The organism is Bradyrhizobium sp. AUGA SZCCT0160 (genome assembly GCF_018130105.1).
In the GTDB taxonomy this organism is placed as follows: domain Bacteria; phylum Pseudomonadota; class Alphaproteobacteria; order Rhizobiales; family Xanthobacteraceae; genus Bradyrhizobium.
In genome coordinates, this window is the sequence record NZ_JAFCMD010000022.1 from 98,144 (window position 1) to 121,970 (window position 23,827).

General features: G+C 64.0%; 23 protein-coding genes. 14 read left to right on the forward strand and 9 right to left on the reverse strand.

Going from position 1 to position 23,827, the window contains the following annotated elements:
- Positions 1-9 precede the first annotated feature (9 nt).
- The 4 genes from JQ558_RS28980 (at position 10) to JQ558_RS28995 (ending at position 4,959) form a co-directional block, all read left to right on the forward strand.
- A complete protein-coding gene (locus JQ558_RS28980) occupies positions 10-729 on the forward strand; it encodes an ABC transporter ATP-binding protein (protein WP_212295919.1) in 720 nt (239 codons plus the stop codon).
- On the forward strand, positions 726-3,299 hold the full coding sequence (locus JQ558_RS28985; protein WP_212295920.1) for an ABC transporter permease: 2,574 nt from the start codon (positions 726-728) through the stop codon (positions 3,297-3,299). Before JQ558_RS28980 ends, JQ558_RS28985 begins: the two co-directional genes overlap by 4 nt.
- A 245-nt stretch (positions 3,300-3,544) precedes the next feature.
- On the forward strand, positions 3,545-4,336 hold the full coding sequence (locus JQ558_RS28990; protein ID WP_212204133.1) for a Bax inhibitor-1/YccA family protein: 792 nt from the start codon (positions 3,545-3,547) through the stop codon (positions 4,334-4,336).
- A gap of 83 nt (positions 4,337-4,419) precedes the next feature.
- Positions 4,420-4,959, forward strand: a complete 540-nt coding sequence (locus JQ558_RS28995) for a GNAT family N-acetyltransferase (RefSeq protein WP_212295921.1) — start codon at positions 4,420-4,422, stop codon at positions 4,957-4,959.
- 91 nt (positions 4,960-5,050) lie between these two features.
- Here the strand turns inward: JQ558_RS28995 and JQ558_RS29000 are convergent, their stop codons facing one another.
- From JQ558_RS29000 to acnA, 3 genes are all read right to left on the reverse strand, one after another.
- Positions 5,051-5,422: a DUF2794 domain-containing protein gene (locus tag JQ558_RS29000; protein ID WP_211999183.1), complete on the reverse strand. Its 372-nt coding sequence runs from the start codon at positions 5,420-5,422 to the stop codon at positions 5,051-5,053.
- 620 nt (positions 5,423-6,042) lie between these two features.
- Positions 6,043-6,804: a DUF1223 domain-containing protein gene (locus JQ558_RS29005; protein ID WP_192739310.1), complete on the reverse strand. Its 762-nt coding sequence runs from the start codon at positions 6,802-6,804 to the stop codon at positions 6,043-6,045.
- Between the two features lie 247 nt (positions 6,805-7,051).
- Positions 7,052-9,772: an aconitate hydratase AcnA gene (acnA, locus tag JQ558_RS29010; RefSeq protein WP_212204131.1), complete on the reverse strand. Its 2,721-nt coding sequence runs from the start codon at positions 9,770-9,772 to the stop codon at positions 7,052-7,054.
- Positions 9,773-9,999: 227 nt separating this feature from the next.
- Between acnA and ccmA the strand changes: the two genes are divergently transcribed.
- From ccmA to JQ558_RS29040, 6 genes are all read left to right on the forward strand, one after another.
- Entirely contained in the window at positions 10,000-10,602 is a 603-nt protein-coding gene (gene ccmA / locus JQ558_RS29015; protein WP_212273358.1) for a heme ABC exporter ATP-binding protein CcmA, read from the forward strand.
- Positions 10,603-10,870: 268 nt separating this feature from the next.
- Positions 10,871-11,539: a heme exporter protein CcmB gene (ccmB, locus tag JQ558_RS29020; RefSeq protein WP_212295922.1), complete on the forward strand. Its 669-nt coding sequence runs from the start codon at positions 10,871-10,873 to the stop codon at positions 11,537-11,539.
- A gap of 81 nt (positions 11,540-11,620) precedes the next feature.
- Positions 11,621-12,352 (forward strand): heme ABC transporter permease, encoded by a 732-nt coding sequence (locus JQ558_RS29025; protein WP_283813708.1) that lies wholly within the window; start codon positions 11,621-11,623, stop codon positions 12,350-12,352.
- Entirely contained in the window at positions 12,352-12,531 is a 180-nt protein-coding gene (gene ccmD / locus JQ558_RS29030) for a heme exporter protein CcmD (protein ID WP_212295923.1), read from the forward strand. The genes JQ558_RS29025 and ccmD overlap by 1 nt, the downstream gene beginning before the upstream one ends.
- The gene (locus JQ558_RS29035; RefSeq protein ID WP_212204128.1) at positions 12,528-13,124 is read left to right on the forward strand and encodes a DsbE family thiol:disulfide interchange protein; all 597 of its coding nucleotides are present in this window, start codon (positions 12,528-12,530) and stop codon (positions 13,122-13,124) included. The genes ccmD and JQ558_RS29035 overlap by 4 nt, the downstream gene beginning before the upstream one ends.
- 241 nt (positions 13,125-13,365) lie before the next feature.
- The gene (locus JQ558_RS29040; protein ID WP_192739317.1) at positions 13,366-13,725 is read left to right on the forward strand and encodes a helix-hairpin-helix domain-containing protein; all 360 of its coding nucleotides are present in this window, start codon (positions 13,366-13,368) and stop codon (positions 13,723-13,725) included.
- Positions 13,726-13,879: 154 nt separating this feature from the next.
- Here JQ558_RS29040 and JQ558_RS29045 read toward each other — a convergent pair whose 3' ends face one another.
- Positions 13,880-14,482: a septation protein A gene (locus tag JQ558_RS29045; RefSeq protein ID WP_212295924.1), complete on the reverse strand. Its 603-nt coding sequence runs from the start codon at positions 14,480-14,482 to the stop codon at positions 13,880-13,882.
- Between the two features lie 61 nt (positions 14,483-14,543).
- A complete protein-coding gene (gene ftsY, locus JQ558_RS29050) occupies positions 14,544-15,491 on the reverse strand; it encodes a signal recognition particle-docking protein FtsY (RefSeq protein WP_212295925.1) in 948 nt (315 codons plus the stop codon).
- A 28-nt stretch (positions 15,492-15,519) separates the two neighbouring features.
- Here ftsY and JQ558_RS29055 point away from each other — a divergent pair, with 28 nt between their 5' ends.
- Positions 15,520-16,263 carry an RluA family pseudouridine synthase gene (locus tag JQ558_RS29055; RefSeq protein WP_212295926.1) on the forward strand — a complete coding sequence of 248 codons (744 nt, stop codon included), beginning with the start codon at positions 15,520-15,522 and terminating at the stop codon, positions 16,261-16,263.
- On the opposite strand, the gene JQ558_RS29060 is transcribed toward JQ558_RS29055, so the two are convergent.
- The 3 genes from JQ558_RS29060 to dapF form a co-directional block, all read right to left on the reverse strand.
- Complete coding sequence (locus JQ558_RS29060; protein WP_212295927.1) at positions 16,235-16,687, reverse strand: 2'-5' RNA ligase family protein; 453 nt, start codon at positions 16,685-16,687, stop codon at positions 16,235-16,237. The two genes, JQ558_RS29055 and JQ558_RS29060, sit on opposite strands and share 29 nt — an antisense overlap.
- 102 nt (positions 16,688-16,789) lie before the next feature.
- A complete protein-coding gene (mtaB, locus tag JQ558_RS29065; protein WP_212295928.1) occupies positions 16,790-18,058 on the reverse strand; it encodes a tRNA (N(6)-L-threonylcarbamoyladenosine(37)-C(2))-methylthiotransferase MtaB in 1,269 nt (422 codons plus the stop codon).
- Complete coding sequence (gene dapF / locus JQ558_RS29070; protein ID WP_212295929.1) at positions 18,055-18,927, reverse strand: diaminopimelate epimerase; 873 nt, start codon at positions 18,925-18,927, stop codon at positions 18,055-18,057. Before dapF ends, mtaB begins: the two co-directional genes overlap by 4 nt.
- A gap of 180 nt (positions 18,928-19,107) precedes the next feature.
- On the opposite strand from dapF, the gene JQ558_RS29075 reads away from it, so the two are divergent.
- Together JQ558_RS29075 and JQ558_RS29080 are read left to right on the forward strand one after the other, a co-directional pair.
- Complete coding sequence (locus JQ558_RS29075) at positions 19,108-19,872, forward strand: GyrI-like domain-containing protein (protein ID WP_212204112.1); 765 nt, start codon at positions 19,108-19,110, stop codon at positions 19,870-19,872.
- A 5-nt stretch (positions 19,873-19,877) separates the two neighbouring features.
- The gene (locus JQ558_RS29080; RefSeq protein ID WP_212204110.1) at positions 19,878-20,579 is read left to right on the forward strand and encodes an SIMPL domain-containing protein; all 702 of its coding nucleotides are present in this window, start codon (positions 19,878-19,880) and stop codon (positions 20,577-20,579) included.
- Between the two features lie 166 nt (positions 20,580-20,745).
- Here the strand turns inward: JQ558_RS29080 and JQ558_RS29085 are convergent, their stop codons facing one another.
- Entirely contained in the window at positions 20,746-21,810 is a 1,065-nt protein-coding gene (locus JQ558_RS29085; RefSeq protein ID WP_212295930.1) for an MBL fold metallo-hydrolase, read from the reverse strand.
- A 434-nt stretch (positions 21,811-22,244) separates the two neighbouring features.
- Between JQ558_RS29085 and ffh the strand changes: the two genes are divergently transcribed.
- Positions 22,245-23,792: a signal recognition particle protein gene (ffh, locus tag JQ558_RS29090; RefSeq protein ID WP_192739326.1), complete on the forward strand. Its 1,548-nt coding sequence runs from the start codon at positions 22,245-22,247 to the stop codon at positions 23,790-23,792.
- Positions 23,793-23,827: the final 35 nt, after the last annotated feature.

Consider the following 23,827-nt stretch of genomic DNA (forward strand, 5'->3'; position numbering starts at 1 on the left):
GACCGATCCATGGACAGTCTCATCGAACCCTCTTCACTAACCGGCCTGGAGCCGGACACCATTTCCCTTTCCAACGTCAATCTCTCGCTCGGTACGGGCGCGGCACGCGTTCATATTCTGAAGGATATCAGCCTTCGTGTGGCACCGGGCGAAGCGATCGGCCTGATCGGACCGTCAGGTTCGGGGAAATCCACCTTGCTGATGGTGATGGCGGGGTTGGAGCGGCCTGACAGCGGAGAGGTGGTGGTGAACGGCACGCCGTTCAATGCCCTCGACGAGGACGCCCTCGCCCGCTTCCGCGGCCGCCAGGTCGGCATCGTGTTCCAGTCGTTCCATCTGATCCCGACCATGACGGCGCTGGAAAACGTCGCGGTGCCGCTGGAGCTCGCCGGCAATCCCGCTGCGGCCAAACGAGCCGAGCAGGAGCTGACCTCGGTCGGCCTCGGCGATCGGCTGCATCACTATCCGACGCAGCTCTCCGGCGGCGAGCAGCAGCGCGTCGCGCTGGCCCGCGCGCTGGCGCCGGATCCTGCGATCCTCGTCGCGGACGAACCGACCGGCAATCTCGACGAGGCGACCGGCAAGCAGATCGTCGACCTGCTCTTCACCAAGCATTCCGAGCGCGGCATGACGCTGGTGCTGGTGACGCACGACACCTCGCTGGCGCAACGCTGCGACCGCGTGGTGCGGCTGCGCTCGGGCCGCATCGACGGACAGTCCACTTCATGACCATGGCGTCGGAAGCCGCTGGCGGCAGCCGCGCATCATCATCACTGGCGCTGCGTTACGCGTTTCGCGAACTGCGCGGCGGCCTGCGCGGCTTTTACGTCTTCATCGCCTGCATCGCGCTCGGCGTGATGGCGATCGCCGGGGTCGGCTCGGTCGCGGCCAGCCTTAGCGACGGCCTGAGCCGGGAGGGCCGCACCTTGCTCGGCGGCGACGTCGCATTCTCGCTGATCCAGCGCGAAGCCACGCCAGAGGAAATCGCCTTCCTGCGCGCCCGCGGCGAGGTTTCGGTCGCAGCCGCCTTGCGCGTCATGGCCCGCAGCGGCGACGGCAGGCTGGCGCTGGTCGAACTCAAGGCGGTGGACGGCAAATACCCGATGCTCGGGGAGTTGACGCTTGAGCCCAAGATGCCGGTTGCGGACTTGCTGGCCGAGCGCGACGGCGTATTCGGCGCGGCGGTGGATTCCGTGCTGCTGGCGCGGCTCGATCTCAAGCTCGGCGACCGCATCAGCATCGGCAACGCCAACTACCAGATCCGCAGCGTGGTCGGCGCGGAACCGGACAAGCTCGCCGGCAATGTCGGGCTCGGGCCGCGCGTCCTGGTCAGCGAAACCAGTCTGCGCGCGACCGGATTGCTGCAGCCCGGCAGCCTGGTGCGCTGGATCTATCGGCTGAAACTGCCCGACAATGCGGCCGACGAGCGCGCCGCGACCCAGCTGATCGATAGCGTGCGGGCCGCGTTGCCGGAGGCCGGCTGGTGGATCCGCAGCCGCGCCAACGCCTCGCCGCAGCTCGAGCGCACCATCAGCCGTTTCACCCAGTTCCTCACCCTGGTCGGCCTTGCCGCCCTCCTGGTCGGCGGTGTCGGCGTCGCCAACGCCGTCAAGAGCCATATCGACCGCCGCCGCGACGTCATCGCCTCGTTCAAGGCGCTCGGCGCCACCGGCCGCGACGTCTTCACGATCTATCTGACCCAGGTCGTCGTGCTCGCCGGGATCGGCTCGATCATCGGGCTCGTCGCAGGCGCCGCGCTGCCGTTCGTCATCGTCGGCCTGTTCGGCAAGCTGCTGCCGCTGCCGGTGATCCCCGCGCTGCACCTCGACGAACTCGCATTGTCCTTCATCTACGGCCTGCTGACCGCGCTTGCGTTCGGGCTGTGGCCGCTCGGACGGGTGCACGACGTGCCGGTGGCGGCGCTGTTCCGCGAGGAAGTCGCCCGCGAATGGCACCGTCCGCGCTGGCGATACCTCGCCTTGATGGCCGTCGTGATTGCGCTTTTGATCGCAGTCGCCATCGGCCTTGCCTACGACAAGCGCATCGCGGCCGTGTTCGTCGCATCGTCGGTTGCGGTGTTCGCGTTGCTGCGCGGCGTCGCCGCCGGCCTGATGGCGCTGGCGCGCCGGCTGCCGCGATCGGATATCACCATGCTGCGGCTGGCGATTGCCAACATCTACCGTCCCGGCGCGCTGACGCCGTCGGTCGTGATGTCGCTGGGCCTTGGCCTCGCCGTCCTCGTCACCATCACCCAGATCGACGGCAATCTGCGCCGGCAATTCCTGGCGGCGTTGCCGGACCGCGCCCCCTCGTTCTACTTCATCGACATCCCGACCTCGGAAGCCGATCGCTTCGGCGCGTTTCTCAAGCAGACAGCGCCGCAATCGACCGTGGAGGATGTGCCGATGCTGCGCGGACGCATCGTAGCAGCCCGCGGCGTCAAGGCCGACGAGCTCAAACCAACGCGGGATACCGAATGGGTGCTGCAGAGCGACCGCGGCCTGACCTATACGGCCGACATCCCCAGGGGCTCGAAAGTCGTCGAGGGCGATTGGTGGGGCGCGGACTATCGCGGGCCACCACTGGTCTCGATGGAGAAAAAGATCGCCGACGGAATGAGGCTCAAGATCGGCGACGAGATCGTCGTCAATGTGCTGGGCCGCGACATCCCGGCGAAGATCGCCAATCTGCGCAACGTCGACTGGCAGGGCCTCGGCATCAATTTCGTGCTGGTGTTCTCGCCCAACGCCTTCAAGGGCGCGCCGCACACCCATGTCGCGACCCTGTCCGAGGTCCACCCGGATCCGGCCGGCGACGCCCGGATCATCAAGCAGGTGGCCGACGCGTTCCCGATGGTGACCAGCGTACGGGTCCGCGAGGCGCTGGACACGATCGGCACCGTCGTCACCAATCTCACGCTCGCGATCCGCGGCGCCAGCGCCGTGACACTGATTTCGGCCATCCTGGTGCTGGGCGGCGCACTCGCCGCCGGCCATCGCCATCGGGTCTATGACGCTGTGATCCTGAAGACCCTGGGCGCGACGCGGGTGCGGCTGCTCGGCGCCTACGCGCTGGAATATCTGATGATCGGCCTGGCCACGGCGGTGTTCGGCGTGATCGCAGGCTCGGTCGCGGCCTGGCTGATCGTGACGCGGCTGATGACGCTGAGCTTCATATGGCAGGCCGGCAGCGCCGCCGGCGTCGTCGCCGCGGCCCTGATCGTCACGGTAGGCCTCGGACTCGCCGGCACGTTGCTGGCCCTGAACCAGAAGCCGGCCAGCGTGCTGCGAAATTTGTGACAATTTGTAGCGGGCGGCAAGGCCGCGTTAACGCTGCTTTTGCTGGAAAATAGCTATCTAGAGCGACATTCAGCCGCGCGTGGAAGCTTGCAGCGGATGTGTTAGTTTCCCACATACCAGCCTGGGACAGAGGCCGGTTTGATGACACCGAATTAATGTCAGCAAATCGCGGCCTTTGGGCTAGATATTCTAACCGGCGACGCAAACCCCTTGCGATCCGCCGGGCAACCAACGGGAATTCGACCATGTCGGACCTAGACCGTAACTACGCTTCTCCTTTCGGCCGGGCCGCCGGACGCGTCGATGCCGCGGCCGTCGATGCCGGTCTGCGCGCATACATGCTGCGCATCTACAATTACATGTCGATCGGCCTGGCCATCACCGGTCTGGCGGCGCTCGGCGTCTATATGATGGCGGTGACCCCGGATCAGTCGGCCGGCGTCGCCAAGTTCGGCAGGGAGTTCCTGACGCCGTTCGGCTACGCGATGTATGTCAGCCCGCTGAAGTGGCTGTTTATCCTCGCGCCGTTGGTCATGGTGTTCGCGATTTCGTTTGGCATCAACCGGCTGAGGCCCGCGACGGCGCAATTGCTGTTCTGGGCGTTCGCGGCGCTGATGGGCATCTCGCTGTCGTCGATCTTCCTGGTGTACACCCACACCTCGATCGTGCGGGTGTTCTTCATCACGGCGGCAACGTTCGGCGCGCTGAGCCTCTACGGCTACACCACCAAACGTGACATGAGCGGCATGGCGTCGTTCCTGTTCATGGGCCTGATCGGCGTCATCATCGCGAGCCTGGTCAACATGTTCCTCGGCAGCTCGATGCTGCAGTTCATCATCTCGGTGGTGGGCGTGCTGGTGTTCGCGGGCCTCACCGCCTATGACACCCAGCGGCTGAAGAACGACTACATCTACGGCTATGCCTCGCAGGGCGGTGACATTGCGGAAAAGGCGGCGATTACCGGCGCACTTTCGCTCTACCTGAACTTCATCAACCTGTTCACGCTGCTGCTGCAGCTGCTTGGCCAGCGCGACTAGCGCTCCAGTCCAGCCAAAGAATTGAAGCCCCGGCCTCGCGGCCGGGGCTTTTCTTTTGCGGCCAGCAAAAATAATCTGTCACCATGTCTACGCCCGATATCAGGCCCGCCACCGAGGCCGACCTTCCCTTTGTCACCGAAATCTACGAGCACGCGGTGCGCTACGGCACCGCGACATTCGAGCTGATCCCGCCCGATCTCGCCGAGATGACAAGGCGGTTCCGTGTGCTGATGGACGGGGGATTTCCGTATTTCGTCGCCGCGGTCGAAGGCCGGGTGATCGGATATGCCTATGCCGGCCCCTACCGCCCTCGGCCGGCCTATCGCTTCACGGTGGAGAACTCGGTCTATCTGCAGCCGGCGACCCACCGCCGCGGCATCGGCCTGTTGCTGCTGCAGCGGCTGATCGCCGAATGCGAAGCGCGGGGCTACCGGCAAATGATCGCCGTCATCGGCGATTCCGCCAACGCCGGCTCGATCGGCGTCCACACCAAGACCGGCTTCCAGATGATCGGGACGCACCCCTGCGTCGGTCTCAAATTCGGACGCTGGCTGGACACGGTGATGATGCAGCGCGCGCTTGGCGAAGGCGCCACGACGGTGCCCGCGGATTCGAAGGCCTAGAATCGTAGGCCGGATGAGCGACGCGAAATCCGGGAGTCGTCGAGGCACTGGCCCCGGATGTCGCTGCGCTCATCCGGGCTACGAGACCGCGCTACACAACCGCCAGCTTGCGATCGATCACCAGCAGCACGCGCTCAAGCTCATGGCCGCGGCGCAGGATCAGCCCGGTCGCCGAGATCACGCTGTACATGCCCTGCTTGCGCGCCAGCCGCGGATCCTTCTCGATGCGATAGATCGGTACTTCGGAGGCGCGGCGGAACACCGAAAACACCGCGCGGTCCTTCAGGAAGTCGATGGCATAGTCGCGCCACTCGCCATCGGCGACCATGCGGCCGTACAGATTGAGGATGCGATTGAGCTCCAGGCGATTGAACGTAACGCTATTCGGCAGCGGACTTGCAGTGGCGGTACGCGCCACCGCGCGACTCCCGCTTGGATCAGTGTCCTCCGACATCGAACTCATCGAGCGCCTCCTGTCGTCTCCGGCATGATCTTGTTCCGAAAAAACCGGTCCCCACTAAAACCCGGTCCCACTTTCGGATCATGACAATGACATGATCGCGCTAACCGCCGGGCACCGCAAGGCCCTTTGAAATTGCGGCGGAAAACCGCGACGGGCCGTGCGGCAACACCGGAAATACCGAGTCACGGGAACGTTAGAGGAATCATATTGCTGCCCCACTTCCGCCCATCGCCCGCCCCGCTGGCTTGCGACAAGTGAATCCTGCGTTGACCCGGTCCTTTCGGTTCCGGATTCCTCAGCCCCCAGCCCCCCGGGGTCGTCGGGATCGGGTCTGTTCGCAGGGGAGCTTTCTCCCGCACTGGGCCAACGAGAGTTGGTCCTTTTTCTTTTGGGGGGTGCATCGTCATTGCGGAGCATTCCACCGGATCCGCGCAAAGCGCCCCACAATTTCTGCTGTCGTCCTCCGCGAAAGCGGGGGCCCAGTACGCCGCGGCGGCGAGATATATCGCTGGTTTTTCGGACTACTGGATCGCCCGAAGCGCAGACAAGTTTACGTAGTCTGCGCAAGGCAGACTACGTTGTCGGGCGACGACAGCTTGGGTGGCGCGAGAAATCCGAAATCAGCGCAGCGGCGTGTAGGCCGCGCCCAGCATCGGGCCGGGCTTTTCGCGATTGCCGTCCTGGACATAGACGACCGCGGCATCGACGCCATCGCGGGAGATGTTTTCAAGCGGAACGGTCCAGCTTCCGGAATTGCCGTTCCAGTCCCCGACCTTCAGGATGTTGCGCACCACATTGTAGTAGGTGACCTGGCGGCCGCGGTTTTCGCCGCGCCCGATCGAGATCGGCACCGCCTTCGAGACCGAGCAAATCCAGACTTCGCCCTGCGATGAAGTCGGCGCGTTGCTCGCCGCCACCGACACGTTGATGTGCTTGCCGGACAACGTCATCGTCACCGGTACCGACATCACGCCGGCGGCTTTCTGGGTGTGCTGGATTGCGCTGTCGATGCCTGCACGATCGCTGCCGACCACCTTCGCCGAACCGTTGACGATGACCTGCGGCGTGTAGACGTCGCGATCGCCACGCATTTGCGAATAGGCTTTCTGGCGCGCGCTGAAGCGCGAGTCCGCCAGCGTATCCTTCCAGCCCAGATAATCCCAATATTCGATCGGCATGCTCAGCGCGATCACGTTGGGGTCCTTGGCGAGCTCGCCAATGATCTCGTCGGCCGGCGGGCACGACGAGCAGCCTTGCGAGGTGAACAGCTCGACGACCGCGCGCGGGTCGGCATGAGCGGGACGGATAATCGCGACGATGGCACAGACGCCAAGCGCACTCGACCATCGCGAAATCGAACTATTGGCCATCATCGCTGTCATACTGCGAACCGGTCCCGGCGATTTCTATCCGTATTTGTACGGGGCATGATTTTCTATCCCTAAGCGCGCACCCCAGACGCAAGAAAGCGGCCTTTTCATAGGCCGCCTTCTTCCCGGTCGCTACTCACGTAGCAGTGAGCCACCGATCACAAATCCGCGTTTCAGGGCGTTTTCAAGCGAAGTATGCCCTCGGACTTGATCCGGTGGTGGATACGCCTTCGCGTGAAGAAACGCATCAAAACAGAACTCAAGCCGCAAGCTTGCGCAGCACATAGTGCAGAATACCGCCGTTGCGGTAGTAGTCGAGTTCGTCGAGCGTATCGATGCGGCAGAGCAGCGAAACGCGCTGCAGCGACCCGTCGCCGGACACGATTTCCGCGGTCAGCTTCTGGCGCGGCTTCAAATCGCCCTGCAGGCCGCGGATCGTCACCTTCTCGTCGCCCTTCAGCCCGATCGATGTCCAGGACTGGCCGTCCTCGAAGGTCAGCGGCAGCACGCCCATGCCGACCAGGTTGGAGCGATGGATGCGCTCAAAGCTCTGGCAGATCACCGCGCGGACGCCGAGTAGCCTGGTGCCCTTCGCCGCCCAGTCACGCGACGAGCCGTTGCCGTATTCGGCGCCGGCGAACACCACCAGCGGCACCTGCTCGGCCTGGTACTTCATCGCCGCGTCGTAGATCGACATCTGCTCGCCGTCGGGCCAATGCTTTGTCAATCCGCCTTCCGGAATATTTCCATCAGCGCCTTTGAGCATAAAGTTCTTGATGCGGATATTTGCGAAAGTGCCGCGCATCATGATCTCATGGTTGCCGCGCCGCGTGCCGTACTGGTTGAAGTCGGCCGGACGCACCTGATGCTCCGACAGATACTTTCCGGCCGGAGAGGTCAGCTTGATCGAACCGGCCGGCGAGATGTGGTCGGTGGTGATCTTGTCGCCGAACATCGCCAGAATCCGCGCATCGACCACGTCGACGATCGGTTCCGGTTCTTTCTTCATGCCTTCGAAGTAGGGCGGGTTCTGCACATAGGTCGAGCTCATGTTCCAGCGGTAGGTCTCGCTCTCGACCGTCTTGATCTTGCGCCAGTTGGTATCGCCCTTGAACACGTCGGCGTAGCGCTTCTTGAAGATCGTCGCGGTGACGAACTTCTTCATATAGGCGTTGATTTCCTTGGTGGTCGGCCAGATGTCCTTCAGGAACACCGGCTTGCCGTCCTTGCCTTCGCCGATCGGCTCGACCGAAAGGTCCTTGGTCACGGTGCCGGCCAGCGCATAGGCGACGACCAGCGGCGGCGAGGCGAGATAATTCGCCTGCACATCCGGCGACACGCGGCCTTCGAAATTGCGGTTACCCGACAACACGGCGGCGGCGACGATGCCATTGTCGTTGATCGACTTCGAAATATCCTCCGGCAGCGGGCCGGAATTGCCGATGCAGGTGGTGCAGCCGAAGCCGACCAGGTTGAAGCCGACCTTGTCGAGATCGAGTTGCAGTCCGGAATTGGACAGATATTCCGCGACCACCTGGCTGCCCGGCGCCAGCGAGGTCTTGACCCATGGCTTGGCCTTCAGGCCCTTGGCGGCGGCGTTGCGCGCCAGCAGGCCCGCGCCGATCAGCACGCTCGGATTTGACGTGTTGGTGCAGGAGGTGATCGCCGCGATCACGACGTCGCCATGGCCGAGGTCGAACTTGCGGCTCTCGACGGCGAAGCGATGCGAGGCATCCGCCGCCTTCTTGTATTCGGTGGTCATCGCTGCGGAGAAGCCCGAGGCGACCGCCGGAAGTGCGACGCGGCCTTCGGGGCGCTTCGGTCCGGCCATCGAGGGCACCACGTCGGCAAGATCGAGCGTCAGCGTTTCCGTGAACACGGGATCGGCCGATTTGGCGGTGCGGAACAGGCCCTGCGCCTTGGCGTAGGCCGCGACCAGCTTGACCCGATCGGCCTTGCGGCCAGAGGTTTTCAGATAATCGATGGTCGCGGCGTCGACCGGAAAGAAGCCGCAGGTCGCGCCATATTCCGGCGCCATGTTGCCGATCGTCGCCTTGTCCGCGACCGACAGATAATCAAGGCCGGGGCCGTAGAATTCGACGAACTTTCCGACCACGCCCTGCTTGCGCAGCATCTGCGTCACGGTCAGCACCAAATCGGTGGCGGTGACGCCTTCCTTCATCTGGCCCTTGAGCTTGAAGCCGATCACTTCGGGCAGCAGCATCGACTGCGGCTGGCCGAGCATCGCAGCTTCTGCCTCGATGCCGCCAACGCCCCAGCCCAGCACGGCAAGACCGTTGACCATCGTGGTGTGCGAATCGGTGCCGACCAGCGTGTCGGGATAGGCGACTTCGAACGTGCCGGTCTTCCTGCCGACCGTCATCTTCTCTTTGCGGGTCCACACCGTCTGGGCGAGGTATTCGAGATTGACCTGGTGGCAGATGCCGGTGCCGGGCGGCACCACCGAGAAATTCGTGAACGCCTTCTGGCCCCACTTCAGGAACTCGTAGCGCTCCTGGTTCTGCTTGTATTCCTCGACCACGTTCTTGCCGAACGCCTTGTTGTCACCGAAGAAGTTGACGATCACGCTGTGGTCGATGACGAGGTCGACCGGCACCAGCGGATTGATCTTTGCGGCGTCGCCGCCGAGCGCCTGCATTGCGTTGCGCATCGCGGCGAGATCGACCACCGCCGGCACGCCGGTGAAATCCTGCATCAGCACGCGGGCGGGGCGAAACGAGATTTCATGCTCGAGCTTGCGGGTCTTCAGCCATTTCGACACCGCGATGATGTCGGCCTTCTTGACCGTGCGATCGTCTTCAAAACGCAGCAGGTTTTCCAGCAGCACCTTCATCGAATAGGGAAGCTTGGAAATTCCCTTCAGACCGTTCTTCTCGGCGGCGGGCAGGCTGTAATACACGTAGGTCTTGCCACCGACCTTGAGGGTCTTGCGGCATTTGAAGCTGTCGAGCGAGGTCATTGTCAGGAAATCCCAATTCTCAGTTATACCCGGCAAGGGGTATTTAAACACCGTCAGCGCGGTCGGCTTACCGGCTTGCGGCCGCCGGTTGTGTGCTGCATCAAGTTCCGGGCTTATAGAATCTTTCTAGATGCGCCGCCACAACCACGATCGTGCTGCAGCATTGCGCGACCCAAAAATTCTGATGCGGTACCCCAAGGTTTTCTGAAGGGCCGTAACGAGGCAAGATGCGGCTCACAGGACGTCAGATCGATTGTGTGCGGAGCGGGCGCGCGGTGTTTTCCGGGCTCGATTTCGAGGCCGCTTCTAGCCAAGCGCTCGCCGTCATCGGCCCCAACGGGTCCGGCAAGACGTCGCTGCTGCGGCTGATCGCGGGCTTGCTGGTGCCGGCAGGCGGATCGGTCGCGCTGGAAGGCGGCGCTGATGAACTAACGCTGCCCGAGCAGGCCCATTATCTCGGCCATCGCGACGCACTGAAGCCCGCGCTCAGCGTGCTGGAGAACCTGTCGTTCTGGCGGGATTTTCTGGGCGGGGACGCCAGCGATCCCAACGAAAGCCTCGCCAAGGTGGGGCTCGCGCACGCGACGCATCTGCCGGCGGCGTATCTGTCGGCCGGCCAACGGCGCCGGTTGTCGATCGCCCGGCTGCTCGCGGTGCGGCGGCCGGTCTGGCTATTGGACGAGCCGACCTCGGCGCTCGACGCCGCCGGGCAGGATCTGTTCGCGGGCCTGATGCGCGATCACCTCGCGCGCGGCGGCATCATCGTCGCGGCCACCCATGCGCCGCTCGGGATCGAGGCGGACGAATTGCGGATGGGGGGCGGGCAGTGAGTGCGCTGAGCTTCTCGCCTCTTGGTACAACTCTCTCCGTTCCCTCCCCCCTTGCGGGGTCCGAGGCGAGCGAAGCTCGCTCTCGAGGTCAGGGAGAGAGGTATCCCACGACGTGCTCTCTCCGTTCGACCTGCGACAATAGCCCCCCTCAGACACCATTTCCGGAGCTACCCCTCTCCCCCGCCCTCCCCCGCAAGGGGGGAGGGAGCTACCGGTGTACGCCGTCACAGCGGATTGCACACCGCATGCAGCCATTGCGAGCGCCGGAATGACCGCCCTTGCCGTGCTGATTCGACGGGATATCAGGATCGCGCTGCGCGTCGGCGGCGGCGCGCTGATCGGCGTGCTGTTCTTCCTGACCGTCACCGTGCTGATGCCGTTTGCACTCGGGCCCGACCTGGCGCTGCTGACGCGGCTCGGGCCCTCCATTCTCTGGCTCGGCGCGCTGCTGGCCAGTCTGCTGACGCTCGACCGTCTGTTCACGGCAGATCACGAGGACGGCTCGCTCGATCTGATCGTGATGGGCCGGACGCCGCTGGAACTGGCCTGTGCCGCCAAAGCGCTGGCGCACTGGCTCGCCGCCGGGCTGCCGCTGATCATCGCGACCCCCGTGCTTGGGCTGATGCTCAATCTCGACGCCACCGCGACCTCGGCCGTGGCGCTGACGCTGCTGGTGGGAACGCCGGCGCTGACTTTTATCGGCATGATCGGCGCCGCCCTGGCGGTGACGCTGCATCGCGGCGGGTTGTTGCTTGCGGTGCTGGTGCTGCCGCTGTCGATCCCGGTGCTGATTTTCGGCGTCGCAGCGTCGCAGGCCGCGATATCGGGGCCGCTGCCGTTTGGAACGCCGTTCTCGATCCTGTGCGCGATCTCGCTGGTCAGTTTCGTGATCGGACCGTTTGCCGCAGCCGCCAGCCTGCGGCACGGGCTGGACTAGATAGTTTGATGCCGATCAACACTTGATGGAACAGAACAAGCCGCATTGCCTGCCCCGCCGCCGACGATTATCAGGATGCCCATGACGTTGATCGACCTCGCCAACCCCACCAAATTCCTGTCGCTGACGGGGCGCATATTGCCGTGGCTGGCGGGCGCGACCGCGATCCTGCTGCTCATCGGCTTGTACCAGGCAGCAATGGCACCCGACGATTATCAGCAGGGCGCCACCGTCAAAATCATGTTCATCCACGTGCCCAACGCCTGGCTGTCGATGTTCGTGTGGGGCGTCATGAGCCTTGCGGCGCTGGGCACGCTGGTGTGGCGGCATCCGCTCGCCGACGTCGCTGCGAAAGCCGCCGCCCCGATCGGCGCCGCCTTCACATTTCTCGCGCTGGTCACGGGCTCGCTATGGGGCCGGCCGATGTGGGGCACCTATTGGCAATGGGATGCGCGGCTCACCTCGGTGCTGATCCTGTTCCTGATGTATCTCGGCCTGATCGCGCTGTGGCGCGCGGTGGACGATCCCTCGCGCGCGGCGCGGGCGGCGGCGATCCTCACACTGGTCGGCGCGCTCAATTTGCCGATCATCAAATTCTCGGTCGACTGGTGGAACACGCTGCATCAGCCGGCCTCGGTGCTTCGCATGGGAGGCTCCACGCTCGACCGCGCCTTCCTGATTCCGTTGCTGGTGATGGCGGTTGGATTTTCGCTGCTGTTCGTCACGCTGCATCTGGCGGCGATGCGCAACGAGATCCTGCGCCGCCGCGTGCGCAGCTTGCAGATCATGCAAGCCAGCCAACAGGCCGCGTGATGGCGCTCGGTCCCTATGCCTCCTTCATCGTGACGTCCTATGCGCTGGTCGCCGCGGTGGTCGCGATCCTGATTACCTGGATCGCCATCGATTTTCGCCGCCAGAAGGCGCGCCTGCGCGAGCTCGAGGCCAGCGGCATCACCCGGCGCTCCGGCCGCAGTGCGGCGGATATCAGATGAGCGGGCCGGCGGCATCTGACGCACCGCGGCAAAGCCGGCGCTGGCTGGTGACGCTGCCGCTGATCGGCTTCATGGCGGTCGCCGGGCTGTTCCTGCTGCGGCTGCACGGCGGCGATCCTTCGAAAATTCCATCCGCTTTGATCGGCCGCCCGGCGCCGCAGACCGCGCTGCCGGCGCTGGCAGGCCTGGTCGACAACGGCATCGCCGTTCCCGGGCTCGACCCGGCGGCCTTCAAGGGCAAGGTCAGCGTCGTCAACGTCTGGGCGTCCTGGTGCGTACCATGCCATGACGAGATGCCGCTGCTCACCGCTCTGGCCAAGGACAAGCGGCTGCAGATCGTCGGCATCAACTACAAGGATTCGCCCGACAACGCCCGCCGCTTCCTCGGCCGCTACGGCAACCCGTTCAGCATGGTCGGCGCCGACAGCAATGGCCGCGGCTCGATCGAATGGGGCGTCTATGGCGTGCCTGAAACCTTCGTGGTCGGCCGCGAAGGCACCATCGTCTACAAACTGGTCGGGCCGATCACGCCAGCCAATGTCGATACCGTGCTGAAGGCCGAGATCGAGAAGGCGTTGCGAGCGGGGAGTTAGCTCCGGCCGTCATTCCGGGGCGCGCCTTGGCGCGAGCCCAATTTGTCGACGCGACTTGCGATCTGATGGATTCCGGGCTCTCGCTTCGCTCGCCCTCAGATGCGCAATTGCGCATCGGGGAATGACGAGGGATAAATAATTTCCAGCTTTTATCTGCCGTTCATTTGCCGGCCATGGCGCCGCCACGAATTCGAAGCTAGCTTGATGGCGTTACTTAAACCGTCCTTGGAGGGACACTTCTATGCGTCATTTCACGCTCGCTTCTCTTCTCGCAACTGCGCTCACGGTTGGCCTGATGACGGCAACCCCGTCGATGGCCCAGACCGCGCAGCCCGCGACCAAATCCGACAGCAAGATGGCTCCCGCGCCGAAGGCCCAGGAGTCGAAGATGGCGCCGGCCCCGAAGGCCGAACTGCTCGACATCAATTCGGCGACCGTCGACCAGCTCGAAGCGCTGCCGGGGATTGGCAAGGCCTATTCCGCCAAGATCGTCGCCGGCCGTCCCTACAAGGGCAAGGACGATCTGGTGCACAAGAACATCGTCCCGCAGGCGACCTACGACAAGATCAAGGACCAGGTGATCGCCAAGCAAAAGAGCTGATTGGTTATCGTGCCCCGGACGCAGCGCAGCGCTCTTGCGGTGCGCTGCAGAGCCGGGGCCCACTCTAACGGATAGATCGGCTCAAACGGATAGATGGGTCCCGGCTCTGCGGTGCATCGTAAAGAACGCTGCACCGCGTCCAGGACACTAACTCTCAGCCCTTCCTCACATCTCCCGCGTCCGCTTCGCTGGCTTCCAGCGAGGCCGGCTCCAGATGATAGCGCTTGGTCAGCGGCATCTGGGCGATCGCAAAGATCATCGTCAGCGGAATCACGCCGAACACCTTGAAGCCGACCCAGAAGTCGGTCGACTGGGTGCGCCAGATGAATTCGTTCAGAAGCGCCATTGCGAAAAAGAACAGCGTCCAGCGCATGGTGAGGATGCGCCAGCCCTGCGGCGTCAGGTTGAACACCTGATCGAACATGACGGCGATGAAGGAACGGCCGAACAACAGGCCGCCGCCGAGGATCGCGGCGAACAGGCCGTAGATGATGGTCGGCTTCATCTTGATGAAGGTCTCATCATGCAGCACCAGGGTCAGCGTGCCGAACACGATGACGATGACGGCGGTGACGATCGCCATCATGGGCACATGCCTGGTCACCACATAGGACGCGATCATCGCGGCGATGATCGCCACCATGAAAGCGGCGGTGGCGACGAACAGACCGAATTTGGCGTTGGCGACAAAGAACACGATCAGCGGACCGAGTTCGGTCGCAAGCTTGAACAGCGGATGCGGCTGGGTCTTGTCCATCAACTTGCGCTCTTTGTTTGAGGCATGACCTTTTCCGAAAACCGGCTCCCACTTTTCGGGGTCATGCCTCGATTCCTGCAATCGCGTTCGCAAAGTCCCGCGCGGTGAACGGCGCCAGATCGTCGACGCCTTCGCCGACGCCGATGAAGTGCACCGGCAGTTTGAATTTCTCCGACAGCGCCACCAGGATGCCGCCCCGCGCGGTGCCGTCGAGCTTGGTCATCACAAGGCCGGTGACGCCTGCGGTACGATGAAAAGCCTCGACCTGCGACAGCGCATTTTGTCCCACCGTGGCGTCGAGCACCAGCAGCACCGCATGCGGGGCCGAGGCATCGACCTTCTTGATGACGCGGACGACTTTTTCGAGCTCCTTCATCAGCTCGGCCTTGTTCTGCAATCGCCCGGCAGTATCGACCAGCAGCACGTCGACGTTCTGTTCTTTCGCTGCGGTCAGCGCATTGAAGGCGAGGCCCGCTGAATCAGACCCCTGCGCGCCCGCGATCACAGGCGATTTGGTCCGCTCGCCCCAGACCTTCAATTGCTCGATCGCGGCGGCGCGGAACGTGTCGCCGGCCGCCAGCATCATCTTGCGGCCCTCGGCGCTCAGTTTCGCCGCCAGCTTGCCGATGGTGGTGGTCTTGCCGGAACCGTTGACGCCAACCACGAGAATGACGAACGGTTTTTGAGCGGCGTCGATCACCAGCGGCTTGGCCACCGGCGCCAGCACCTTCTCGACCTCGGTCGCGACCACCGCCTTGACCTCATCCGCCGAGATCGCCTTGTCGTAGCGGCCGGCGCCGACGGCGTCCGCGATCCGCACCGCGACCTCGGTGCCGAGATCGGCGCGCAGCAGCACATCCTCGATATCATCGAGCATGGCGCGGTCGAGCTTGCGTTTGATGACGAGGTCGGCAACGGCTGACCCGATCGAACTCGAGGTTCGCTTCAGGCCGCTCGAAAGCCGCCGCCACCAGCTCAGTTTTGGAGTTCCAGGAGTGGTATCGCTCATGTCGGACGTGTGTTAGCGGTTTCGCGCCATGAACGAAAGCCACAACCAATCCATTGATATTGGCGGGGCATCCCCTGAGGTCCCCGACCTGACCGCGGAAGAAATCCAGGCTCGCGTGCTCCACCGCGACGGGCTGATGCTGGTCATCGACAAGCCCTGCGGCCTGCCGGTGCATCGCGGCCCCAAGGGCGGCGCCAACCTGGAAACCTCGTTCGACGGGTTGCGATTCGGCCTGCCGCGGCCGCCGGTGCTCGCGCACCGCCTCGACAAGGATACCTCCGGCTGTCTCGTGCTGGGACGCCATCGCAAGGCCACGGCCTCGCTCGGGCTGTTATTCAAGCACGGCAAGATCGGCAAGACCTACTGGGCCGTCGTGGAAGGCGGACCTTCCGAAGATGAAGGCACCATCGACATGGCGCTCGGCCGGCTCAACGTCGAGCGTGGCTGGTGGCAGAAGCCGGATCCGGACGGTCAAAAAGCCGTCACAAACTGGAAGGTGCGCGGCCGCGGCAATGGCCTCGCCTGGTTAGAGCTGGAACCGGTCACCGGCCGCACCCATCAATTGCGCGTGCACACATCGGCCACGGGCTGGCCGATCGTCGGCGACAACATCTACGGCAACGGCCCCCGCTTCGGCGAGCCGCGCCTGCATCTGCATTCCCGCGAGATCGTGATTCCGATTTCAAGGAACAAGGAACCGGTTCGCGTGGTGGCGCCGGCGCCGGAGCATATGCGCGAGCGACTCAGGGCGTGTGGGTGGAACGGGGAGTAGCGGCCAAGGTCCAGCGCTTGAGTTCAACAACCGGCACGAACTCGACCAGCGTCGCCGCCTTGAACACGCCCGCAAGCGGACGCCAATCCGATTGAAGTAGACCTTTCGCCCGCTCCAATCCTGCATCCGTCATGCCCGTCGCCAGGGTACAATGAGGTGTCCAGCGCCCCGTTTGATAATGTGGCCTGCAGGTTTCGCCGAGGGCACCAATGATCGTCGCATGTAAGCGCATCAGGTCAAGCGAAGAAGCCAAGGCCGCGTAACAAACGCCGCTGCCGGCACCAAACGTCGAGAAATCAGTCAAGGTGACGGTGATCTGGTCGGCATTGCCGAAGATCCGATCAAGCGAAGCGACCGCCGCCTCTACCACCAGATCGTCATAAACGGCCAATGTCACATGCGGCGCGAACCTGAGATCAGGCATCGAACTTGATACGCCCGCATTTGCAAGCAGCGCTCAGCGCGCCGAAATAGCGTCCGCCATTTCAGAATTGAAATGCAGGCTCACAGCAAAAGCCATGTTTGCCTAGCGTCCCGTCATCCGAGCACCATCATGTCCTATCATCGTCAGCGCCCGCACCGCGCCCGGCATTTCACCATTGATGGCAACGGGCAGGAAATGCTCCGTCCGCCCCTGCCTGCCGCTCTCGATCAGCACCTGTCGCGTCGCGCCGATCTCCGACGCCAGCCTCTTTCGCAACGCCGCCTCACCCGTCGCACGCAAGCGCTTCGCCCGTTCCTTGATCGCCTCGCCCGCGACCTGCGGCATCCGCGAAGCCGGCGTGCCCGGGCGTTTTGAGTAAGGAAACACGTGCAGGAAGGTGAGACCGCATTCCTCGACCAGATCCTGCGAACGCGCGAACATCTCTTCCGTCTCGGTCGGAAAGCCCGTGATGATGTCGGCGCCGAGCGCGATGTCCGGCCGCAGCCGCCGCACCTGCGCGCAGAATTCGATGGCATCTGCGCGTGAATGCCGTCGCTTCATCCGCTTCAGAATCAGATCGTCGCCGGACTGCAGCGACAGATGCAGATGCGGCATCAGGCGCTCATCATCCGCAATGACGCCGAGCAGATCGCGATCAGCTTCGATCGAGTCGATCGATGAAATCCGCAAACGCTTCAGTTCCGGCACATGCCGCAAAATCTGCTTTGTCAGTTGGCCGAGTTTTGGCGTGCCCGGCAAATCGGCGCCGTAGCTGGTGAGATCGACGCCGGTCAGCACGATCTCGGCATGACCGCGTTCGACCAGCGCGCGGACCTGCTCGACAACAGCTCCCATCGGCACCGAGCGCGAATTGCCGCGGCCGTAGGGAATGATGCAGAAGGTGCAGCGGTGGTCGCAGCCGTTCTGCACCTGCACGAATACCCGTGGCAGGCCGCTCTGAAAACCTTCCAGCAAATGCGGAGCCATCTCGGTGACCGCCATGATGTCGGCGACCGCGATCTTCTCGCTGGCCTCGACGCCAAATCCGGTATCGAACGCGGCACGCGCGCTGCGCCAGGCCTCGCCGCGCATCTTCTCGTCATTGCCGACGACACGATCGACTTCCGCCATGCCGGCAAACATTTCAGGCTGCGTCTGCGCCGCGCAGCCGGTGACGACGATGCGCGCATTGGGCCGCTCGCGCTTCAGCCGCCGGATCGATTGCCGCGCTTGCGCGACTGCCTCGTTGGTGACGGCGCAGCTGTTGATGACCACGGTATCGGAAAGGCCGGCATTCTCGGCCTCGTGCCGGATCACTTCGGATTCGAACGCGTTGAGGCGGCAGCCAAACGTAAGGACGTCGACGCTCATGCGACGCTGGCGAACAGCGCCGGATCGAAGCGGCCTTCATATTCGAAATCGGCCGTGCCGGTCATCAGCACATGATCGTCGCGCTCACGCCATTCGATCGAGAGCTTGCCGCCCGGCAGCGTCATTTCAACGACACGGTTGGTGCGCTTCAGCCGCGCCGCCGCAACCGCGGTGGCGCAGGCAGCCGAGCCGCAGGCCCTGGTCAGGCCGGCGCCGCGTTCCCAGGTGCGCATCGTGATGTGATCGCGATCGACGATCTGGGCGAGCGTGATGTTGGCGCGATCGGGGAAGATGGGATGATTTTCCAACAGTGGTCCGAAGCGCTCGAGGTCGTAGGCGTTGACGTCGTCGACCCAGAAGATCGCGTGCGGATTGCCCATGCTGACGACCGACGGCGAATGCAGGATCGGCGCGTCGATCGGCCCGACCTGCAGTTCGATGTAACGCGTGTCGCGAAACTCTTCGGCGAGCGGAATTTCCTGCCAGCCGAATTTTGGCGCGCCCATGTCGACCGTGTAGAGATCGGGCTGCGGCCCCTGCCAGCAATTCAGCAGGCCCGAGCGGGTTTCGAAGGTCACGGCCGTCTGGCCGGTCTTCTCGAACAGCCGCCGCACCACGCAGCGCATGCCGTTGCCGCAGGCGCCGGCCTCCGAGCCGTCATTGTTGTAGATGCGGATGAAGGCCTCGGTACCCTCCAGCCGCGGCGGCTGCAATACCATCAACTGGTCATAGGGCACGCCGGCGGGCGAGGCGACGGCGCGCGCCTCCTCCGCCGTCACCTTGGCCGGCTTGTCGCGCAGATCGACCACGACGATTTCGTTGCCGATACCGTTCATCTTGGCGAATGCCTGATTGGCCAGCGCGCTCATGGAATTTCCCAATTTCTGCCTGCTTATATGGCGAATGGTGGCCGATTGCCTAGTGCGCAGGGGCGCATGACGCATCTGTCATGGGACGAAGGCGAAGCTTGCGTGTTAGGGATGGCGGCGTCTTTGCGGGCGTGACGGGACATACCGCGACCGCTTGGGGATGGATGGAGAATGCCTAAAATGAACCGTATCAGCCCTTTCCGCTCGGCCATGGCCGCGCTGGTCGCGACGCTGGCAATCGCGTGGGGCGGCGCCGCGCTGGCGCAATCGCCGGCGCCTGCCGCCTCTCCGTCCGCCAGCCCTTCCGCGGCACCGGTGCCCGCCGCTTCGGCTTCCCCTGCTCCGGCGGAAGCGCCCGCGGCATCCGCGCCCCCGGCACCGGCAACCTCCCCGGCGCCGGTGGCAAGCCCGTCGGTTGCCCCTTCGCCGCCACCCGCGGCCGCCCAGACGCCGGCCACGCCCCCCGCCGCGACCGTTCAGACCGCTGACCCCTTCGGCGAGCAATTCACGCTGGAGCCCAAAAAGGTGGTGGTCATGAAGGGCACCGCCAATTGGGACTCGGCGTTCGACACGCTGATCGATTCATTCAAGGCGCTGACCGCGCTGCTCGACAAGCAGGGCATCAAGGCCGCGGGCAATGCGATGATCGTCTACACCTCGACCGACGACAGCGGCTTTACGTTCCTGGCCGAAATTCCAGTCGACCAGGAGCCGAAGAACCTGACCAAGGACATGAGCATCGGCAAATCGCCCGAGGGCAAAGCCCTGAAGTTTGTCCATCGCGGCTCCTACGACAACATGGACAACACCTATGAGGCGATCACCAATCACCTCGACGACAAGAAACTTGAAGCAAAAGACACCTTCGTCGAGGAATACATCACCGATCCCTTGAAGACCGCGGAGGACAAGCTGGTGATCAACGTCTATGTGCCGCTGAAGTGAAAGACATGAAACAGGTACTCGCTCTCGCCGCCGCCGGTGTCGCGCTGCTGGCCACGCCCGCGCTGGCGCAGACGGTGCCGCCGCCCGCCATCTCCGTGACCGGCGAAGCCAATGTCTCGGTGCCGCCGGATCAGGCGCGGATCGATGGTGGCGTGACTACCGAAGCAAAGACCGCGCGCGAGGCGTCGGAGGCGAACAACGCGGCGATGGGCAAGGTGCTGCTGGCGCTGAAAGGCGCCGGGATCGAGGAGACGGATTACCAGACCTCGCGGCTGTCGCTGCAGCCGCAATATCCGCCCAACCCGAACCGGACTGGACCTGCGGTGATTTCCGGCTATCGCGCCAGCAACCGCGTTACCATCAAGCTGCGCGACGTCACCAAGGTCGCCAGCATCATCGACGTATTGGTCGGCGCCGGCGCCAACGAAGTCGGCGGCATCAATTTCGTGGTTACGCAGGCTTCAAAACTGCTCGACGAAGCGCGCGAGCAGGCAATCGCCGACGCGCGCCGCAAAGCGCAAATCTACGCCAAGGCTGCCGGCGTAACGCTCGGCGAACCGATCAGCATCTCCGAGGAGGGCGCGCCCAGCCCGATGTTCCGCAGCAAAGTCGCCGGCGGCATGGCTGCATCCGCGCCGGTGGCGCCAGGCGAAGAGACGCTATCGGTTTCGGTGAGCGTGTCCTGGGCGATCAAGCCGAAGGAATAACTGATCGTCGTCCCGGCCTTGAGCCGGGACCCATAACCACAGGGCTCTGTGGTTAGGGCAAGCTGGAGCTCCTGCCTTTTTCAATACTCAGGTCGGTGGTTATGGGTCCCGGCTCAGCGCTCGCTACGCTTGCTTGGCCGGGACGACGAGATAATTAGCGCGGCGACTAAACCTCGAATACCTGCCCGGGTTTCAGCGCCGCAAACCGCTCGCGCGGAATTTTCGCTTCATCCAGCGCCTCGCCCAATGCCGTCACCGGCGCGTCGATCGCTTCGTCGGTGAGCTGGAACGTGCCGTGATGATGCGCCAGCGCGGTCTGCGCGCCGCAATCGGCCAATGCCTTCACGGCGTCCGACGGGTTCATGTGCTGGTCGCGCATGAACCAGCGCGGCTCATAGGCGCCGATGGGCAGGATCGCCAGCCGCAGCGGGCCATGTGCTTCGGCGACCCGGCGAAAATGCTTGCCGTCGCCGTAGCCGGAATCGCAGACGATGTAGAGTTTGCCGGCCGGCGTCTCCAGCACAAAGCTCGCCCACAGCGCCTTGTTGCGGTCGAACAGCCCGCGCGCCGACCAATGACGCGTCGGCACCAGTGTCACGGCAATGCCGTTGCCGAGTTCGACGCGATCCTTCCAGTCGAACGCTTCGACTTTGATCGCGTCATCCGCGTCGCGCATGGTGACGTCATTGCCGAGCGGCGTGATCACGCGCGGCGAAAACACTTTCGCGAGCCTCGACAGCGTCGCCAGATCGAGATGGTCGTAATGGCCGTGCGACACCAGCACGACATCGATCTTCGGCAATGCGTCGAACGCGATACCGGGATCGTTGTGCCGCTTCGGCCCAGCCCAGCTGAATGGCGAAGCCCGCATCGACCACACCGGATCGACGAGAATGTTGAGGCCACCGGTCTGGATCAGCCAGCTCGCATGGCCCACAAACGACAGCCGCACCTTGTTGCCTTCGACGCGGTGCGGCGGTGTGTCGGTATGCGGGCTCGGCACCCAATCCGGCCAGCTCGCGCGCTCCCCTCTGCCAAGGAACTGCCAGCGCAGCACCTCGGCCAATGATTTCGGCGGCGAACCATCCGGATCGAAGAAGGTCAGGCCGTCGAAATGATCGGAAGCAGGGCCGTCATAGGTTTTCATGCGGGACATCCAGACAGACGGCGCACCGGCGGCCAGGCCGAGACCGGCGAGGACTGCAAAAACACGGCGGCGGGTAATGGGCACGGGCGCGATCACATAGAGCGGGAGAGAAGGGCACGGGGCGTTATATGGCGTGCGCGGAGCAAGTTGGAACCCGCGGCGGAGAGAACGCGCAACTTCGCGCTGGCAAATCGGCATAAAATTGTTTTGTTTCAATGACTTAAATCGACGTTCGAGGCCGTTTTGGGCTAGTTTCCCCTTGACTTTGATGGCTTCCGGGCGTTTAACCCCCACACTTCTCGGAAAGACGTTCTTTTCGACCCGCCGCCCGGCCCTTGAGACCGGAGGCCAACGCCCGACAGCGCGATGCGCCCTCGGGCGCAAAAGTGTTTGGATGACCCTCACCCTGAGGAGCCGCGAAGCGGCGTCTCGAAGGATGAGGCCACGGTGGTCGCCGCCACCTTCGAGACGCAGGCTCCGCCTGCTCCTCAGGGTGAGGTAGCAACAGGATAACGGCATTGTTCGACAATCTGTCGGAAAAGCTTGGTGGGATACTCGATCGGCTGACGGGGCGCGGTGCGCTGTCCGAAAAGGACGTCGATGCCGCGATGCGCGAGGTGCGCCGCGCGCTGCTCGAGGCCGACGTCTCGCTCGACGTCGTCAGAAGCTTCATCGACCGCGTCCGCGAGCAGGCGATCGGCGCCACCGTCGTCAAGTCGGTCACACCCGGCCAGATGGTGGTCAAGATCGTCCATGACGAACTGGTCGCCACGCTCGGGGCTGACGGCCAGACCATCGATCTCAATGCGGTGCCGCCGGTCGCGATCATGATGGTCGGTCTGCAGGGCTCCGGCAAAACCACGACCACCGCAAAACTCGCCCGCCGCATGACCCAGCGCGACAAGCGCAAGGTGCTGATGGCCTCGCTCGACATCTATCGCCCCGCGGCGATGGAGCAGCTCGCCGTGCTCGGGCGCGATCTCGATATTCCGACGCTGCCGATCGTGGCCGGCCAGAAGCCGGCGCAAATTGCAAAACGCGCGCTGGAAGCCGCCAAGCTCGGCGGCTACGACGTCGTGCTGCTCGACACCGCCGGCCGCACCACGCTCGACGAAGAGATGATGTCGGAAGCGGCGGAGATCAAAACCGTCGCCAGCCCGCATGAAGTGCTGCTGGTCGCGGATTCCCTCACCGGCCAGGACGCGGTCAATCTTGCGCGCTCGTTCGACCAGCGCGTTGGCCTGACCGGCATCGTGCTGACGAGGGTTGATGGCGATGGCCGCGGCGGCGCCGCGCTGTCGATGCGCGCGGTCACGGGAAAGCCGATCAAGCTGATCGGCACCGGTGAAAAAACCGACGCGCTGGAAGATTTCCATCCCAGCCGTATCGCCGGCCGCATCCTCGGCATGGGCGACGTGGTGTCGCTGGTCGAAAAGGCGGCGGCGAATATCGACGCTGAAAAGGCGGCGCGTGTCGCGGAAAAGATGCGCAAGGGTCAGTTCGACCTGGCCGACATGCGCGAGCAATTGCTGCAGATGGCGAACATGGGCGGCATCAGCGGGCTGATGGGCATGATGCCCGGCATCGCCAAGATGAAGAACCAGATCGCCAACGCCGGGATCGACGACAAGATCATCAAGCGTCAGGTCGCGGTGATCGATTCGATGACGCGGCAGGAGCGCAAGAGCCCCGACCTCCTGAAAGCCAGCCGCAAGAAGCGCATCGCGGCCGGCGCCGGCGTCAAGGTCGAGGAAGTCAACAAGCTCCTGAAGATGCACCGGAACATGGCCGACATGATGAAGGCGATGGGTTCAGGCAAGCGCGGCCCGATGGCCGGCATCGCGCAGGCGATGGGATTTGGCGGCGGCGGCATGCCGTCGGCCGAACAGATGAAGGCGCTGGCGGAGAAAATGCCTGGTGGCGCTGGCCCCGGCGGTATGCCCGCGCTGCCGAAGGATATTCCGGTGGGCTTGCGTCAGGGCCTGCCGAATTTGCCGGGGCTTACGGGCCTCAGCGGCAAGCCGACGCTGCCGGGCCTCGGCGGCTTCCCCGGCAAGAAGAAATAATCGCGATCAATTCACTCTCATCACATCAAACCAAA

Bases quoted from the DNA above. Each gene is read 5' to 3' on its own strand.
- JQ558_RS28980 (WP_212295919.1), top strand. From the start codon at position 10: ATGGACAGTCTCATCGAACCCTCTTCACTAACCGGCCTGGAGCCGGAC.
- JQ558_RS28985 (WP_212295920.1), top strand. From the start codon at position 726: ATGACCATGGCGTCGGAAGCCGCTGGCGGCAGCCGCGCATCATCATCA.
- JQ558_RS28990 (WP_212204133.1), top strand. From the start codon at position 3,545: ATGTCGGACCTAGACCGTAACTACGCTTCTCCTTTCGGCCGGGCCGCC.
- JQ558_RS28995 (WP_212295921.1), top strand. From the start codon at position 4,420: ATGTCTACGCCCGATATCAGGCCCGCCACCGAGGCCGACCTTCCCTTT.
- JQ558_RS29000 (WP_211999183.1), bottom strand. From the start codon at position 5,422: ATGAGTTCGATGTCGGAGGACACTGATCCAAGCGGGAGTCGCGCGGTG.
- JQ558_RS29005 (WP_192739310.1), bottom strand. From the start codon at position 6,804: ATGACAGCGATGATGGCCAATAGTTCGATTTCGCGATGGTCGAGTGCG.
- acnA (WP_212204131.1), bottom strand. From the start codon at position 9,772: ATGACCTCGCTCGACAGCTTCAAATGCCGCAAGACCCTCAAGGTCGGT.
- ccmA (WP_212273358.1), top strand. From the start codon at position 10,000: ATGCGGCTCACAGGACGTCAGATCGATTGTGTGCGGAGCGGGCGCGCG.
- ccmB (WP_212295922.1), top strand. From the start codon at position 10,871: ATGACCGCCCTTGCCGTGCTGATTCGACGGGATATCAGGATCGCGCTG.
- JQ558_RS29025 (WP_283813708.1), top strand. From the start codon at position 11,621: ATGACGTTGATCGACCTCGCCAACCCCACCAAATTCCTGTCGCTGACG.
- ccmD (WP_212295923.1), top strand. From the start codon at position 12,352: ATGGCGCTCGGTCCCTATGCCTCCTTCATCGTGACGTCCTATGCGCTG.
- JQ558_RS29035 (WP_212204128.1), top strand. From the start codon at position 12,528: ATGAGCGGGCCGGCGGCATCTGACGCACCGCGGCAAAGCCGGCGCTGG.
- JQ558_RS29040 (WP_192739317.1), top strand. From the start codon at position 13,366: ATGCGTCATTTCACGCTCGCTTCTCTTCTCGCAACTGCGCTCACGGTT.
- JQ558_RS29045 (WP_212295924.1), bottom strand. From the start codon at position 14,482: ATGGACAAGACCCAGCCGCATCCGCTGTTCAAGCTTGCGACCGAACTC.
- ftsY (WP_212295925.1), bottom strand. From the start codon at position 15,491: ATGAGCGATACCACTCCTGGAACTCCAAAACTGAGCTGGTGGCGGCGG.
- JQ558_RS29055 (WP_212295926.1), top strand. From the start codon at position 15,520: ATGAACGAAAGCCACAACCAATCCATTGATATTGGCGGGGCATCCCCT.
- JQ558_RS29060 (WP_212295927.1), bottom strand. From the start codon at position 16,687: ATGCCTGATCTCAGGTTCGCGCCGCATGTGACATTGGCCGTTTATGAC.
- mtaB (WP_212295928.1), bottom strand. From the start codon at position 18,058: ATGAGCGTCGACGTCCTTACGTTTGGCTGCCGCCTCAACGCGTTCGAA.
- dapF (WP_212295929.1), bottom strand. From the start codon at position 18,927: ATGAGCGCGCTGGCCAATCAGGCATTCGCCAAGATGAACGGTATCGGC.
- JQ558_RS29075 (WP_212204112.1), top strand. From the start codon at position 19,108: ATGAACCGTATCAGCCCTTTCCGCTCGGCCATGGCCGCGCTGGTCGCG.
- JQ558_RS29080 (WP_212204110.1), top strand. From the start codon at position 19,878: ATGAAACAGGTACTCGCTCTCGCCGCCGCCGGTGTCGCGCTGCTGGCC.